Below are 15,369 nucleotides of genomic sequence, written 5' to 3'. Positions count from 1 at the left end.
CATGATTCCCTGGGAAAAGCTCGACACCGCCAAAATCCCCGGCTCCGACGAGGAGCTCCGCCTGATGCGCCGCGGCAAGGAGTTTTCCATCAAGCTCGGCACCAACGAGCTGATGAACAGCCGCCTGTCGGGCTCGGAGGCCGCGCTCGCGACGCTTGCGGCGAAGCAGATCGAGAAGACCGCAAAGCCGCATGTGCTCATCGGCGGCCTCGGCATGGGCTTTACGCTGCGCGCGGCACTTGCCGTGCTTGGAAGCAAGGCCCGGATCGTGGTGTCTGAACTCGTTCCGGCGGTGGTCGCCTGGGCGAAAGGTCCAATGGCGGAAGTCTTTGGCGACAGCCTCGAGGATCCCCGGGTGAGCATCCGGGAGATCGATGTCGCCGAGATCATCCGAGGGCACCGGTCGGCCTTCGACGCCATTCTCCTCGACGTCGACAACGGGCCGGAGGGGCTGACCCGGAAGGGCAATGATGGGCTCTACAATGCGAGCGGGTTGAAAGCGGCGAAGACGGCGTTGCGGCCGGGCGGCGTGCTGGCCGTCTGGTCTTCGGGGCCGAACCCGGCATTCACCAAGCGCCTGGGAGGCGCCGGCTTCGACGTCAACGAAGTCAATATCCGCGCCACCGGCAGGGGCGGCGGCGCGCGGCATGTGATCTGGATCGCGCGGACGAGCTAGGCGGTTATTTGTAGCCCGGATGGAGCGAAGCGCAATCCGGGACGGCCGATCCGCACGCAAGGTGGTCCCGGATTACGCTGCGCTCCATCCGGGCTACGCTTCCGAGCTAGAACATCGTGTTGTTGTTCGCGGGAGTTTCGGGGATGGGCTGAACGGCGTCCCAGTGCTCGACGATCTTGCCGTTCTCCAGCTTGAAGATGTCGACGATCGCGTTGCCCCTGGTGCCGGGCTCGCGAACCGCGTGTACGTGCAGGATGACGTAATCGCTGTCGACGAAGCTGCGCTTGATGTCGCTGTGCGAGTTCGGGAATTTCTCGCGCAGGAAGCCGATGAACTTCCGGAAGCCGTCCGGGCCATCGGCCGCGTTTGGATTGTGCTGGACGTAGCGGTCGCCGACATAAGCGAGGGCTGCATCGGCGTCCTTCTGATTGAGGCCCTTCTCGTAGAAGGCAAGCACGGTTTTGCGATTGGCTTCTTCTTGCGCGCTGCCGGCTATCGCGGCCCCGTTGCCGAGGGACAGCATGACAGCTGAAGCCGCGATCATTGCGGCCGACCGGACGATGAGATGCATGTGAGCTCCGAGAGGCCGCAGCCTCTGTCTTGCGATTGAGGGAGGCCTGTATAGCTTTCACGCCGGCGCGCGTTAAGAGAGTAACCGGCAGCTCACATGGTCACCGCGAGGAGACTGCTCGCGTCGGTCTACGCCGCCCGCGCCGCCGCGCCATGCGCGTGCTTGTCGATGGCGCCGATGATCTGCGGCCAGAAGCGCATCGGGAGGGCGTGGCCCATGCCCTCGATCATCAACAGCTTGGCGCCTGGGATCGATGCCGCCGTGTCCTTGCCGCCTTCCGGCCGCACCAGCGGATCGACGGTGCCGTGGATCACCAGCGTCGGCGTCTTGACGCCGTGCAGCCGTTCCTTGCGACTGCCCGAGGCGAGCACGGCGCGGAGCTGCCGGCCGACGCCGGCCGGATTGAGCCCGCGCGCGAACACGCGCTCGGCACGATCAGGATCGAGCGCCTCCTCTTCCGGAAAGGAACCGGCGCGCAGCACCTTCCAGGTCTCGCCGTAGCGGACGATGAATTCCTCCTTGCTGCGCGGCGGCGGCGCCATCAGCATCGCGGCGGCTTCGCGTGTCGGCGGCGGCACCCGCGGATTGCCCGTCGTCGACATGATCGAGGTCAGGGAACGCACGCGCTGCGGAAACGACAGCGTCACCTCCTGCGCGATCATGCCGCCCATGGAGGCGCCGACCAGATGCGCCGACTTGATGCCAAGCGCGTCCATCAAGCCGACCGTGTCCTTGGCCATGTCGATCAGCTTGTAGGTTGCGGCCACGGGAATCCTGAGGAAGCGCAGCTTCAGCAGCTCGAGCGGCGTCAGGCGCTTGCCGCCGGTGAGATGGCTGGACTTGCCGATGTCGCGGTTGTCGAAGCGGATCACGCGAAAGCCGTGCACGGCGAGCTGCTCGCAGAACGCATCGTCCCAATGGATCATCTGCGCCCCGAGCCCCATGATCAGCAGCAGCGGCTCGGCGTTGTCGTTGCCGAAGATCTCGTAGCAGATGTCGATGCCATTGGCGCGGACGGTCTGGGGCGGCTGATGGGCGCAGGCGTTCACGGACCGCTCCTCGGAAACGGGTTGCACGATGTTCGTTCTATCGCATGGTTTGCTGCGGCAAAGAAGCCTTCCGCGCGACGCCAGGACGGCGTCTCGCAGGTTGACCGGCTCGCGACAAGGGTATGGTATGGCGGGAAAAGAAGGGCGCCAAAGCCCGCGCGAGGTGGAGGACGCAATGACCAAAGAGATCAACGACCCTGTCGCCATGTGGCAGAAGATGGTTGGCGAGATGGAGAAGGGGTTCAACTCCTTCGCCAATCAAGCCATGTCGTCGCCCGAGTTTTCGCAAGCCGTGAACCGGGCCGGCGGCGTTGCTGCAGGTGCTCAGAAGCAGCTCGGCGAGCTCATGGAGAAATACCTCGTCAGTATGAATCTGCCGAGCCGGGAGCAGGTCACGGGTCTTGCGGAACGGCTACAGTCCATCGAGGCCCAGATCGGCGAGATGAAGTTGATGCTGAGCCAGATGGCGGCAGGATCCGGACTGTCGCAAGGCTTCGACGGTGCGCCGCGGCCGCCGCGGACGAAACGCCCGCCCTCCGAAGGCGGAGAGCCCAAATGAACGCGCCGACGGGACTTGACCTTGCCTCGATCCCGGAACGCATCCAGTCGGAGGTGCAGCGCGCAATCCAGCGCAGCATCAAGGGTGTCGAATATTTCTCGACGTCGGGCCCCGCGCTCGGGTCGACGCCGAAGGATGTGCTGCATTCGCGCGGCACGATGAGCCTTTATCACTATCGGCCGATGTCGGACGAGATCTACCGTGTGCCGGTGCTGATCGTGATGGCGACCACCAACCGCGGCTACATCCTCGACCTCGTGCCCGGGCAGAGCTTCATCGAGTTCCTGCTCAAGCGCGGCTACGACGTCTATATGCTCGACTGGAGCGCGCCGAGGCCGGAGGAGAAGAGCCTGCGCATGGAGGACTATGTCCTCGACTTCATCCCGGATTGCGTGCGGCGCGTGCAGAAGGATTCCGGCGAGCAGGACGTCTCCGTCATCGGCTATTGCTTCGGCGGCGTGCTGTCGCTGCTCTACGGCTCGATCTTCCAGGACGGGCCGATGAAGAATTTGATCTGCTTCACCACGCCGATCGATTTCCGCGAGATGAAGCTGTTCTCCAATTTCTCCGACCGCCGCTATTTCGACGTCGACCGCCTCGTCGACAGCGTCGGCAACGTGCCGCCGGAGATGATCCTGTCGTCGTTCGAGATGCTGCGGCCGGCCTCGCGCACTGTGAGCCAGATCCAGCTCTGGGAGAACATCTGGAACGACGAGTTCGTCAAATCCTACCGGATGTTCGACCGCTGGGCGACCGACACGCTGCCGCTGGCGGGCGAGTATTTCCGCACCATCACAAAGGACCTGATGTGGGACAACAAGCTGTTCAACGACACGATGTCGGTCGGCGGCCGTGCGGCGAAGCTCGAGAACATCAAGGTGCCGTTCCTGCATGCGGTCGCCGAGCACGATCACATCGTGCCCTATGACGCCGCAAAGCATCTGATCGCCAAGATCGGCTCCGAAGACAAGGAAGAGGTGATGCTGAAGGGCGGTCACGTCTCCCTCGTTGCCGGTGCCAACGCGGTGAAGCGGCTGTGGCCGAAACTGGATTCCTGGCTGGGAAAGAGATCGACATGAGTGAACAGCGTTCCTATCCGCGTCACGTCAAGACCGAGGCCGGTGACATCGAGATCCGCCTGATGTCGCCCGCGGACGAAGCCGCGGTGCTCGCCTTCGGCAAGGGCCTGCCGACGCACGATCTCCTTTTCCTGCCACGCAACATCAGCGAGCCAAAAGTGCTCTCGGCCTGGGTCAAGGAGATCGAGCGCGGCGCCATCATGAGCCTGCTCGCGGTCAGGGACGGCAAGGTCGTCGGCTGCGGCACGCTGGTGCGCGATCCCCATTCCTGGTCGCCTCATGTCGGCGAGATCCGCATGGTGGTCGCGCTCGATGTGCGCGGGAAGGGCGTGGGACGGGTGCTGTCGCAGGAGACCTTTGCGGTTGCGCTCGGCGCCGGCCTCGAAAAGCTCTCGGTCCAGATGACGGTCGATCAGCAGGCGGCGATCGCCCTGTTCGAAAGCCTCGGCTTCAAGGCCGAGGCGCTGCTGCGGGACCATGTCCGGGACGTCGATGGCAAGACCCACGACATCGTCGTGCTCGGCCACAACATCGCGCAGGTCCAGGCCCAGATGGAGGCCTATGGGCTGCCAGGCGCCGTCCAGCACTAAAGGGCGCCGTCCAGCACTAGGGACGGGCGGAGAGCTGTCGGGACCTGGAATGGCTACCGAGGCATCATAATGCCCTGTATTCAGGCTGTTCACGATTTCGTGATATCGCAGCGCACCAATGATATTGCACCGCACAATTAACTATGCCATATAAGCCGTGCCCCGGGCCAAAGCGGACGGGGTGAGCCCATAGCTCAACCCAATGAGGATGGAGAGAACCCCATGACCACCGAAACCAATTCGGCCTTCGACGGCATCAAGGACGCCTTCAAGAACATCCAGAACCTGGAAGTTCCCGAGGCTGCCCGTGAGTTCGTCAAGAAGTCTGCCAATACCGCCAAGGATCGCGCTGCCGAAGTTTTCGCAGGCTCCGAGCGGGTGACCGCCGCCATAGAGAACGCGGTGACGGGATCCGTGACCGAAGCCGGCAAGATCAGCCGCAATATTCAGCAGGCGATCTACCAGGACGCCGAGGCGTTCTTCGCCGGTATCGACAAGCTCGCGTCGGCCAAGTCGATCAACGAAGCCGTCCAGATCCAGTCGGACATGCTCCGTGCACGTGGCGAAGTGTTCGTCTCGCGCGCCAAGGCGACCACCGACTATCTCGGCAAGCTCGCCGCCGACAGCGCGAAGTCCGCTCAGGACAACTTCGCCAAGGTCTACAACAAGACCGCCTGATTGCGCGTCGCGTTGACAAACTGAATTTTGAGGCCCGCTTCGGCGGGCCTTGTTTTTTGCGCCGCCGTCATCATCGATCGTCATTCCGGAGCGCCCCCCGGAATCTCGAGATTCCGGGTCCGGTCCTGCGGACCGTCCCGGAATGACGTAACCTCGGTGAATCATGACTCCACCCGCCGCCTTCTCCTTCGACTCCCCCGGCGACAGCGAACGCGCGGCCGAGCTGCGCCGCGTCAAGGCGCTGGCAACACTGGTGCTGGCCTCGACGCTGGCGCTGTTCGTGGTCGCGAAATGGCTCTTGCCCGTGCATCCCGTGTTCGGCTTCATCGCGGCCTTCGCGGAAGCCGCGACCATCGGAGGCATTGCGGACTGGTATGCGGTGGTGGCGCTGTTCAAGCGGCCGCTCGGCCTGCCGATCCCGCACACCGCGATCATCCAGAGCAACCAGGCCCGCATCGCCGACAAGCTCGGCGAATTCATCCAGGTGCATTTTCTCGAGACCGGTCCGGTCGAAGCCAAGCTGAACGAGATCGATTTCGGCTCCTTCGTCGCGGACTGGCTGCGCGACCGCAAGCGCAGCGACGATCTCGCGCGCTTCGCGCTGCGCCTGCTGCCGGAGGCCTTCTCCGCGACGGAGACCTCCGGCCTGATGACCTTCATCATCCGCCGCATGTCCTCGCAGCTCCAGGCGATCGACCTCGCGCCGCTCGCCGCCGGCACCCTGCGCGGCTTCGTTGCCGAAGGGCGGCACCAGATCCTGTTCGACGATCTCCTGCGCGTGATGCACGACACGCTGAATCAACAAGAGACGATGGCGATGATCCGCGAGAAGGTGCGCGCGGAGTTGCCGACCCTGCTCAGGCTCTACCGCGCCGACAAGTTTCTGGTGAACAAGATCGTGGCGTCCGCTACCGCTTTCTTCAACGAGGTGCGCGGCGACCCCAAGCATCCATTCCGCGGCGAGTTCGACCGCATGGTGCTGAGCTTCGTCGACCGGCTCGGCACCGACCGGGCCTATATCGACCGCATCGACGGCTTGAAGCGCGATCTGCTGGCGCGGCCGGAGCTCGCCGATCTCGCCCGTACCGTGTGGGCCAACACGCGCTCCTTCATCGAACGCAGCGCGAGCGGCGAGACGCAGGTGTTGCAGCACCATCTCGCCGGCATGTTCGTCGCCGCGGGCGAGGCGCTTGCGGGCGACGCCGAGCTGCGCGGCGAGATCAACAAGGGTCTGGTGGCCGTGCTGCGCAGTTTCGTCGCCGACCAGAAGAGCGGCGTCTCGACCTTCATCTCCGACCAGGTCAAGTCGTGGAATATGACGCAGCTGATTTCGCTGATCGAAATCAACATCGGTCGCGATCTTCAATACATCCGTTTCAACGGCTCGCTGATCGGCGGACTCGCGGGCCTCGTCCTCTACTCCGTAGAATCCCTGCTTAGATTGCTGTGACTTTTGCGTCACGCCCGTGGGCATTAGCGCGCGGGCCTATTGTCGCCCGGCGCTCCACCAGCTTGAATGTCGAGAACCGACCGCCTAGCTGATTCATGTTGCGCTGCGGAACGTTCAAGAAGTCGGCGTATTGGAATTCATGCCCATTTGCCGGCGTCGCGGCCGGCATCTTCCCCGAGGAAACATTGATGACCGCTACCGCCCAGACGCTGAGTCCGCCGTCCCGCACCCTGATGTTTCTGGAGGGACGCGCCATCCACGAGCTCGGCGCATTCCTCGGCGCGCTGCCGCTGCTGAGCCTCGCGCCGCGCGGCGACGGGCATCCGGTGCTGGTCCTGCCCGGCCTCGTGGCGTCCGACGTGTCCACGCGTCCGCTGCGCTCATTCCTGAAGAGCAAGGGCTACGCGGTCAGCGGCTGGCGCCAGGGCCGCAACTACGGCCTGCGTCCGGGCGTGCAGCATGCGATGGTCGATCTGGTCCATGAGCTCAACGACACCCATGGCCGCAAGATCAGCCTGGTCGGCTGGAGCCTTGGTGGCCTCTATGCGCGTCAGCTCGCCAAGATGATGCCGGAGCGCGTGCGCCAGGTGATCACGCTTGGCAGCCCGTTTGCGGGCGACCCCCATTCGACCAATGCCTGGCGCGTCTACGAATGGGCAAGCGGGCGGAAGTCCAACGAGGTCGATCCGCAGTTCGGCGGCGAGCTCGCCGTGCCACCACCGGTGCCCACCACCGCCATCTTCAGCCGCACCGACGGCGTTTGCGCCTGGCAGGGCTGCATGGAAAAGGCGGGCGCCGAGACCGAGAGCATCGAGGTCGAGAGCAGTCATTGCGGCATGGGTCATCATCCCGCCGCGGTCTATGCGGTGGCCGATCGCCTCGCGCAGCAGGAAGGCCAGTGGCGGCCTTTTGATCGTAGAGGCTGGCGTAGCCTGGCGTATCCCGACCCGAATCGGTAAGTGGGCTTCTTCACCTCGCCCCGCTTGCGGGGAGAGGTCGGATCGCATCGGAGATGCGATCCGGGTGAGGGGGACTCTCCGCGAGTCCGTCTATCGCTGAGTTTGCGGATGCAGCCCCTCACCCCAACCCTCTCCCCGTAAGAACGGGGAGAGGGAGGAAAGAAGCGTCGCTCCTGTCCATTGTCGCGCCCGCAGCAATCGCGCTATGCCTTGCGCATGGCGCATCCGCTCTCCCGCATCATCGACCAGCTCAAGCGCGAACCGTCGCGCACGGGCTCCATCGTCATCACCGTGTTCGGCGATGCCATCGTGCCGCGTGGCGGCTCGGTGTGGCTCGGTACGCTGCTGGAATTCTTCGAGGGCCTCGCCATCGACAGTGGCGTGGTGCGGACCGCGATGTCGCGGCTGGCGGCCGATGGCTGGCTGACGCGCGAAAAGGTCGGCCGTAACAGCTTCTACCGCCTTGCCGAAAAGGGCCGCCAGACGTTCGAGGCCGCCACGCGCCACATCTACGATCCGCCGCCGTCGGACTGGACCGGCCGCTTCGAGCTCCTGCTGATCGGAAATGGCGAGGATCGCGACGTCTCGCGCGACGCATTGCGCAACGCCGGCTTCGGCAGTCCGCTGCCGGGCGTGTGGGTCGCGCCCTCCGGCGTGCCGGTGCCGGATGCGGCTGCCGGCGCCATTCGTCTCGAAGTCTCCGCGGAAGATGACAGTGGACGCCGTCTGCTCAGCGCCAGCTGGCCGCTGGACCGCACCGCGGACGCCTATCTGAAGTTCATGAAGACGTTCGAGCCGCTCCGCACCACGATCGGCCGCGGATCGGACTTGTCCGCGGCCGACGCCTTCACCGCGCGCATCCTGCTGATCCACTACTACCGCCGCGTCGTGCTGCGCGATCCGCTGCTGCCGGAGAGCCTGTTGCCGGTGGACTGGCCGGGCAGGGCCGCCCGCGAACTCTGTGGCGAGATCTATCGCGCGCTGCTTGCTCCGTCGGAGCAGTGGCTCGACGAGCATGGAACCAACGAGAAGGGGCCGTTGCCACCGGCGCGAAAGCTCCTGGAACGGAGGTTCGGCGCCTGATTTTTATGTTACAGAAATATCTTGCATGAACTAATTCTTGTTATATATTGCCTCCCAACAAATCGGGAGGATGCGCATGTATACCCAGGCGCTCAATACGGCTGAGGCCGACGACCGCAACGTCGAAGATGCGGCGCGGGCGGCGCAGTTCCAGGCCCGCATCGATGCCGAGGAGCGCATCGAGCCGAATGACTGGATGCCGGCGGCCTACCGCAAGACGCTGACGCGTCAGATCTCGCAGCACGCCCATTCCGAAATCGTCGGCATGCTGCCCGAAGGCAACTGGATCACGCGCGCCCCGTCGTTGCGCCGCAAGGCGGCGCTGCTTGCGAAAGTTCAGGACGAGTGCGGCCACGGGCTCTATCTCTATGCCGCCGCCGAGACGCTCGGCACCTCGCGCGAGGAGCTGGTCGATGCCATGCTCGCCGGCAAGGCCAAATACTCCTCGATCTTCAACTATCCGACGCTGACCTGGGCCGACATCGGCACCATCGGCTGGCTGGTCGACGGCGCCGCGATCATGAACCAGATCCCGCTGTGCCGCTGCTCCTATGGCCCCTACGCGCGCGCGATGATCCGCGTCTGCAAGGAGGAATCGTTCCACCAGCGCCAGGGTTACGAGATCATGTTGACGCTGTGCCGCGGCTCCGGCGAGCAGAAGGCGATGGCGCAGGACGCGCTGAACCGGTGGTGGTGGCCGGTGCTGATGATGTTCGGCCCGCCCGATGCCACGAGCCAGCACAGCGACACCTCGACCAAGTGGAAGATCAAGCGCTTCTCCAACGACGAGCTGCGCCAGAAATTCGTCGATGCCACCGTGCCGCAGGCGCAATATCTCGGGCTCGCCATTCCTGATCCCGGCATGATTCAGGATGCCGACGGGCACTGGCGTTACAGCGAGATCGACTGGACCGAGTTCAAGCAGGTGCTCGCCGGCAACGGCCCGTGCAACCGCGACCGCATGGCCGCGCGCCGCAAGGCGCACGATGAGGGGGCCTGGGTGCGCGAGGCGGCAGCCAGCTATGCCGCCAAGCGCCAGCACCGTCAGACCGCGCAAGCCGCGGAGTAGGAAGATCAAGATGTCCACGCCGAACACGCCGCTCTGGGAAGTCTTTATTCGCAGCCGCAACGGGCTTGCGCACAAGCATGTCGGCTCGCTGCATGCGAGCGACGCGACGATGGCGCTGCAAGCCGCACGCGACATCTACACCCGCCGCGGCGAGGGCCTGTCGATCTGGGTGGTGCCATCGACCGCGATCACCGCGAGCGATCCGGCCGAGAAGGGCATGATGTTCGAGCCGGCGGAATCGAAGATCTACCGGCACCCGACGTTCTACGAGGTGCCGGAAGAAGTGGGGCATATGTGATGCCCATTGCCAACATCCAGGTCTCCGAAACGCCGCTGGTGCTCTACGCGCTGCGCCGCGCCGACGACGCGCTGGTCCTCGGCCACCGGCTGTCGGAATGGTGCGGGCACGCGCCGATGCTGGAAGAGGACATGGCGCTCTCCAACATCGCGCTCGATCTCATCGGCCAGGCGCGCGAGCTCTACAGCTACGCGGCCAAGGTCGAGGGTAGGGACAATGATGAGGACCGGTTGGCCTATCTCCGCGATGTCAGGCAGTACCGCAACCTGCTGCTGGTCGAGCAGCCGAACGGCGACTTTGCCCAGACCCTGGTGCGGCAGTTCTTCTATTCCGCCTTCGCCGACCTCCACTGGCGTGCGATGATGTCTTCGCGCGATACGACGCTTGCCGCCATTGCCGCCAAGTCGGAGAAGGAGAGCGCCTATCATCTGCGCCATGCTTCGGAATGGATCATCCGGCTTGGCGACGGAACGGAAGAGAGCCACGTCCGTGCGCAAGCCGCGATCGATCATCTCTGGGCTTTCACCGGCGAGATGTTTGCGGTCGATGCCGCCGAACGCGGCCTGATCCAGGCCGGGATCGCGGTCGACCCCGAGACCCTGCGCGGTCGCTGGCTGAAGACTGTCTCGGGGGTCACCGGTGAGGCCACGCTCACGCTGCCGAAGAACGACTGGATGCAGCAGGGCGGCCGTGAAGGCCGCCATAGCGAACATCTCGGCCATCTCCTCAGCGAGCTGCAATCGATGCAGCGTACTTTCCCGGGGCTGACATGGTGACCGCACTCGACGTCGACAGGGAAACCGAGTTGCGCCAGCGCGCCTGGGATGCGGCGGCCGGCGTCGTTGATCCGGAAATTCCGGTGCTGACGATTGCCGATCTCGGCGTGCTGCGCGATGTTGCTGTCGACGGAGATCATGTCGAGGTCGCGATCACCCCGACCTACTCGGGCTGCCCGGCCATGAACATGATCGCGCTCGAAATCAAGCTTGCGCTGGAGCGTGCCGGCTTCCGCCACCCAAGAGTGCGTACGGTACTGTCGCCGGCCTGGACCACCGACTGGATGAGCGAGGAGGGACGGCAGAAGTTGCGCGCCTATGGCATCGCGCCGCCGCAGGCCTCGAGCTCCCGCCGCGCCCTGTTCGGCGAGCAGGCAATCGCATGCCCGCAATGCGGCTCCGGCAATACCGAGCTGTTGTCCGAATTCGGCTCGACCTCGTGCAAGGCGCTGTGGCGCTGCAAGACCTGTCGCGAACCCTTTGATTATTTCAAGTGTCATTGACCATGTCCGCAGCCGCTCCGCGTTTCCATCGCCTGGCCGTCAACGATCTCCGTCGTGAGGCGTCCGATGCCATTTCGATGACCTTCGCCATTCCGGGTGAACTCGCCGGCGACTACGCCTTCACGCCCGGCCAATACCTCACGCTGCGGATGATGTTGGATGGCGAGGAGGTGCGCCGCTCCTACTCGATCTGCTCCGGCCCCGATGATGGCGAAATCCGTATCGCCGTGAAGAAGGTCGACGGCGGCGCGTTTTCGAATTGGGCGGCGGACGAACTGAAATGCGGCGACGAGCTCGACGTGATGACGCCGACCGGCCGCTTCGGCGTGGTCCCGCCGGCAGATAGTCCGCGCATCCATGTCGGCTTTGCCGCGGGCTCGGGCATCACGCCGATCGTGTCGATCGTGAAGGGCACGCTGGTGCGTGAGCCGGACAGTCGCTTCTTCCTGTTCTACGGCAACCGCACGACCGACAGCATCATGTTCCTCGAGGCGATCGAGGAGTTGAAGGACCGTTTCATCGATCGTCTTTCGATCTTCCACGTTATCTCGGGTGAAGAGCAGGATATCCCGATCCTTCATGGCCGGCTTGACGGCGAGAAGGTGAGGGTATTGCTGCGCTCGCTGGTGCCGGCCGTAAGCGTCGACCACGTCTTCATCTGTGGTCCCGCTGGCATGAGCGAGGACATCGAAGCGACCTGCCGCGATCTCGGCATCGCTGACGAGCGGATCCATGTCGAGCGCTTCGTCTCCGAATTCGGCGGAAAGCCGCGGCCGAAGAAGGTCGTTGCTCCGGACGCCCCGCCGAAGGCGATCGCGTCCCTGATCATCGACGGCAAGCGCCGCGACGTGCCGGTCGCGGAGGATGAGGCGATCCTCGATGCGGCGCTACGGGCCGGCGTCGATCTGCCCTTCGCCTGCAAGGGCGGCATGTGCTCGACCTGCCGCGCCAAGCTGGTCGAGGGCGAGGCGCCGATGGACCTGAACTACTCGCTGGAGCCATGGGAGCTGAAGGCCGGATTTGTGCTCACCTGCCAGGCCAAGCCATCGTCGGAGCGGGTGGTGGTGGACTATGACCACGTTTGACAGCCTTGGCCAACCAGCAGAACATCATGGGTCAAAAATCAGCCGGGAGAAGCGCGTGAACGTCAAAGCAGCCCTGTCGCCCGACGATGTGGCCCGCGCTTGCGCCGATGCGATGTGGGCGGAGGACGATGCCTCCAAAGGTCTTGGCATGGAGATCGTCGAGATCGGCCCGGGCTTTGCGACGCTGGCGATGAATGTGCGGCCCGACATGGTCAACGGCCAGCGCATCGCCCATGGCGGCTTCATCTTCACGCTCGCCGATTCCGCCTTCGCGTTCGCCTGCAATTCGCACAATGAACGCGTGGTGGCGGCGCAGGGGCAGATCACCTTCATCAAGCCGGGCAAGCTCGGCGACCGGCTCATCGCGAAGGCGCGGGAGATCAGCCGCGGCGGCCGCTCCGGGATCTACGACGTGCGTGTTACCGCGGGCGATACCGTCATCGCGGAATTCCGCGGCCATTCGCGTGTCATTGCCGGCACGTGGCTGCCGGCGCAGGACTGACAAAGACAAGACCAATCAAGAAAAGAACAAACCAATGTTGAGGGGAAACGACGATGGCTCTGACCAGGCTCAAGGAAGGTGGCAACACCTATAGTGCCGAGACGGACGCGCATGAGCGCGCCTCGCGCGACGAGATCATGGCGTTGCAGAAACAGCGGCTCGCCTGGTCGCTGAAGCACGCCTACGACAATGTCGCGCATTATCGCAAAGCCTTCGACAAGGCCGGCATGCATCCGTCCGACTTTCGCGAGCTGTCCGACCTCGCGAAATTTCCGTTCACCGTGAAGACGGACCTGCGCGACAACTATCCCTTCAACATGTTCGCCGTGCCGCGCGAAAAGCTGGTGCGCGTGCATGCCTCCTCCGGCACGACGGGCAAGCCGATCGTGGTCGGCTATACGCGAGCCGACATCGATACATGGTCGGAGGTGATGGCGCGCTCGATTCGCGCCGCCGGCGGCCGCACCGGCATGATCATCCACAACGCCTATGGCTACGGTCTGTTCACCGGCGGATTGGGTGTGCACTATGGCGCGGAAAAGCTCGGCTGCACGGTGGTGCCGATCTCGGGCGGCATGACCGAGCGGCAGGTGCAGCTCATCAACGATTTTCGTCCCGACATCATCACGGTGACGCCGAGCTACATGCTGGCGATCCTGGACGAGTTCAAGCGCCAGAAACTCGATCCGCGCCAGTGTTCGCTCAAGGTCGGCATTTTCGGCGCCGAGCCCTGGACCAACGCCATGCGCGGCGAGATCGAGGATGCCTTCGACATGGATGCGACCGACATCTATGGCCTGTCCGAAGTGATCGGCCCTGGCGTCGCGCAGGAGTGCATCGAGACCAAGGACGGCCTGCACATCTGGGAGGACCATTTCTATCCCGAAGTGATCGATCCCGAGACCGGTGCGGTGCTGCCGGATGGCGAGAAGGGCGAGCTGGTCTTCACCTCGCTGACCAAGGAAGCCTTCCCGGTGATCCGCTATCGCACCCGCGACCTGACGCGGCTGTTGCCGGGCACGGCGCGGCCGGGCATGCGGCGCATGGAGAAGGTGACGGGACGCTCGGACGACATGATCATCCTGCGCGGCGTCAATTTGTTCCCGACCCAGATCGAGGAGGTGCTGCTCGCGACCGACTGGTGCGGCGGGCACTTCATCCTCGAGCTGACCCGGGAGGGCCGGATGGACGAACTGACCATCATAGCCGAGGCTCGCCCCGAGAGCTGGGACGGCCGCGGGCTCATCGACCATGCGGACCGGATCTCGACCCATATCAAGAACACGATCGGCATCAGCTCCACCGTGCGGGTGGTTGCGCCGGCCACGCTGGAGCGCTCGCTGGGCAAGGCCAAGCGGCTCTACGACAAGCGGCCGAAGGATTGACTTGACCCTCCGCAGGGGCGACAAGGCCCGCGAGAAGTCGCGGGTCTTTTCCATGTCGCCAGCCGATACCAAATCCGTCGAGGCGCGCTGCGTCCGCCTCAATGCCAAGGCCGAAAACGCCGCCGCGGTTGCGCCGGTTGTCGAGCGCCATCCGCTCACGCGATCTCCGAACGATCTCCTGATCGAGGTGAGAGCGGCCGCGGTCAATCCGTCCGACGTCAAGGCCGCGACCGGCCTGATGCCCTATGCCGTATTCCCGCGCACGCCAGGCCGCGACTACGCCGGTGTGGTGATCGACGGGCCGGCCGGCACGGTCGGCCGCGAGGTGTTCGGCTCCTCCGGCGATCTCGGCATCCGCCGCGACGGCACCCACGCCACGCATCTGGTGGTCGAACTTGATGCGGTGGTGGAGAAGCCGAAGACCGTCTCCTGGGAAGAGGCCGCCGGCATCGGCGTGCCCTTCGTCACCGCGATGGAAGGCTTTCGCCGGGCCGGTATTCCAAAGAGCGGCGAAACCGTTCTGGTGTTTGGCGTCAACGGCAAGGTCGGCCAGGCCGCGGTCCAGATCGCGACCTGGCAGGGCGCGCGCGTCATCGGCGTGGTGCGCAAGGCGGAGGCCTATGAGGGCCATACCAACGCTGCCATCGAGGTGATCAACGCGTCCGCCACGGACGTCGCAACGCGCGTGCGCGAAGTGACCGGCGGCAAGGGTGCCGACATCGTTTTCAACACGGTGGGCGATCCCTATTTCGAGGCCGCGCACAAGTCGCTGGCGCTTCGCGGCCGACAGATCCTGATCGCCGCAATCGACCGCATCGTGCAGTTCAACATTCTGGAGTTCTATCGCGGCCAGCACACCTATGTCGGAATCGACACGCTCGGCCTGTCATCGGCCGCAACGGGCGCGGTGCTGCGCGATCTCGGCCCCGGCTTTGCCGGCGGCCACCTGAAACCGTTCCCGATCAAGGCGAACTCCGTCTATCCGCTGGAGCGCGCCAAGGAGGCGTATGTCGCCGTCGCCGGCTCCTCGCGCGACCGGGTGATCCTGAAGCCGTGA

At 64.6% G+C, this 15,369-nt stretch carries 18 protein-coding genes; 16 read left to right on the top strand and 2 right to left on the bottom strand.

The genetic code is table 11. From position 1 onward, the window contains the following. Position 1: 1 nt before the first annotated feature. Positions 2-676: a spermidine synthase gene (locus ACXJMY_RS10670; protein ID WP_456619279.1), complete on the top strand. Its 675-nt coding sequence runs from the start codon at positions 2-4 to the stop codon at positions 674-676. 106 nt (positions 677-782) lie between these two features. Here the strand turns inward: ACXJMY_RS10670 and ACXJMY_RS10665 are convergent, their stop codons facing one another. Both ACXJMY_RS10665 and ACXJMY_RS10660 read right to left on the bottom strand, forming a co-directional pair. Beyond that, a complete protein-coding gene (locus ACXJMY_RS10665; RefSeq protein ID WP_456619278.1) occupies positions 783-1,247 on the bottom strand; it encodes a nuclear transport factor 2 family protein in 465 nt (154 codons plus the stop codon). 128 nt (positions 1,248-1,375) lie between these two features. Continuing rightward, positions 1,376-2,296 carry an alpha/beta fold hydrolase gene (locus ACXJMY_RS10660; protein WP_456619277.1) on the bottom strand — a complete coding sequence of 307 codons (921 nt, stop codon included), beginning with the start codon at positions 2,294-2,296 and terminating at the stop codon, positions 1,376-1,378. Between the two features lie 175 nt (positions 2,297-2,471). Here ACXJMY_RS10660 and ACXJMY_RS10655 point away from each other — a divergent pair, with 175 nt between their 5' ends. The 15 genes from ACXJMY_RS10655 (at position 2,472) to ACXJMY_RS10585 (ending at position 15,369) form a co-directional block, all read left to right on the top strand. Then, the gene (locus tag ACXJMY_RS10655; protein ID WP_456619276.1) at positions 2,472-2,855 is read left to right on the top strand and encodes a hypothetical protein; all 384 of its coding nucleotides are present in this window, start codon (positions 2,472-2,474) and stop codon (positions 2,853-2,855) included. Then, the gene (locus ACXJMY_RS10650) at positions 2,852-3,934 is read left to right on the top strand and encodes a PHA/PHB synthase family protein (RefSeq protein ID WP_456619275.1); all 1,083 of its coding nucleotides are present in this window, start codon (positions 2,852-2,854) and stop codon (positions 3,932-3,934) included. The genes ACXJMY_RS10655 and ACXJMY_RS10650 overlap by 4 nt, the downstream gene beginning before the upstream one ends. Continuing rightward, the gene (locus tag ACXJMY_RS10645; protein ID WP_456619274.1) at positions 3,931-4,524 is read left to right on the top strand and encodes an N-acetyltransferase family protein; all 594 of its coding nucleotides are present in this window, start codon (positions 3,931-3,933) and stop codon (positions 4,522-4,524) included. Before ACXJMY_RS10650 ends, ACXJMY_RS10645 begins: the two co-directional genes overlap by 4 nt. A 222-nt stretch (positions 4,525-4,746) precedes the next feature. Then, the gene (locus tag ACXJMY_RS10640) at positions 4,747-5,202 is read left to right on the top strand and encodes a phasin (protein WP_456619273.1); all 456 of its coding nucleotides are present in this window, start codon (positions 4,747-4,749) and stop codon (positions 5,200-5,202) included. Between the two features lie 163 nt (positions 5,203-5,365). Further along, entirely contained in the window at positions 5,366-6,652 is a 1,287-nt protein-coding gene (locus ACXJMY_RS10635; protein WP_456619272.1) for a DUF445 domain-containing protein, read from the top strand. A gap of 188 nt (positions 6,653-6,840) precedes the next feature. Next, a complete protein-coding gene (locus tag ACXJMY_RS10630) occupies positions 6,841-7,611 on the top strand; it encodes an esterase/lipase family protein (RefSeq protein WP_456619271.1) in 771 nt (256 codons plus the stop codon). Between the two features lie 216 nt (positions 7,612-7,827). Further along, positions 7,828-8,694: a phenylacetic acid degradation operon negative regulatory protein PaaX gene (gene paaX, locus ACXJMY_RS10625; RefSeq protein ID WP_456619300.1), complete on the top strand. Its 867-nt coding sequence runs from the start codon at positions 7,828-7,830 to the stop codon at positions 8,692-8,694. A gap of 76 nt (positions 8,695-8,770) precedes the next feature. Continuing rightward, positions 8,771-9,763, top strand: a complete 993-nt coding sequence (paaA, locus tag ACXJMY_RS10620; RefSeq protein WP_456619270.1) for a 1,2-phenylacetyl-CoA epoxidase subunit PaaA — start codon at positions 8,771-8,773, stop codon at positions 9,761-9,763. A 10-nt stretch (positions 9,764-9,773) separates the two neighbouring features. Continuing rightward, positions 9,774-10,061 carry a 1,2-phenylacetyl-CoA epoxidase subunit PaaB gene (gene paaB, locus ACXJMY_RS10615; protein WP_194476975.1) on the top strand — a complete coding sequence of 96 codons (288 nt, stop codon included), beginning with the start codon at positions 9,774-9,776 and terminating at the stop codon, positions 10,059-10,061. Continuing rightward, a complete protein-coding gene (paaC, locus tag ACXJMY_RS10610) occupies positions 10,061-10,837 on the top strand; it encodes a 1,2-phenylacetyl-CoA epoxidase subunit PaaC (protein WP_456619269.1) in 777 nt (258 codons plus the stop codon). The genes paaB and paaC overlap by 1 nt, the downstream gene beginning before the upstream one ends. Next, positions 10,831-11,340 carry a 1,2-phenylacetyl-CoA epoxidase subunit PaaD gene (gene paaD / locus ACXJMY_RS10605; protein ID WP_456619268.1) on the top strand — a complete coding sequence of 170 codons (510 nt, stop codon included), beginning with the start codon at positions 10,831-10,833 and terminating at the stop codon, positions 11,338-11,340. Before paaC ends, paaD begins: the two co-directional genes overlap by 7 nt. Positions 11,341-11,342: 2 nt before the next feature. Then, positions 11,343-12,425, top strand: a complete 1,083-nt coding sequence (gene paaE / locus ACXJMY_RS10600; RefSeq protein ID WP_456619267.1) for a 1,2-phenylacetyl-CoA epoxidase subunit PaaE — start codon at positions 11,343-11,345, stop codon at positions 12,423-12,425. 55 nt (positions 12,426-12,480) lie between these two features. Further along, a complete protein-coding gene (gene paaI, locus ACXJMY_RS10595) occupies positions 12,481-12,927 on the top strand; it encodes a hydroxyphenylacetyl-CoA thioesterase PaaI (protein ID WP_456619266.1) in 447 nt (148 codons plus the stop codon). A gap of 53 nt (positions 12,928-12,980) precedes the next feature. Next, entirely contained in the window at positions 12,981-14,312 is a 1,332-nt protein-coding gene (gene paaK, locus ACXJMY_RS10590) for a phenylacetate--CoA ligase PaaK (RefSeq protein ID WP_456619265.1), read from the top strand. Positions 14,313-14,364: 52 nt separating this feature from the next. Further along, complete coding sequence (locus tag ACXJMY_RS10585; protein WP_456619299.1) at positions 14,365-15,369, top strand: quinone oxidoreductase family protein; 1,005 nt, start codon at positions 14,365-14,367, stop codon at positions 15,367-15,369.

The organism is Bradyrhizobium sp. P5_C12 (assembly GCF_054049735.1).
The sequence above is the reverse complement of the archived record's forward strand: the minus strand, read 5'-3'. Positions and strand labels throughout refer to the sequence as shown.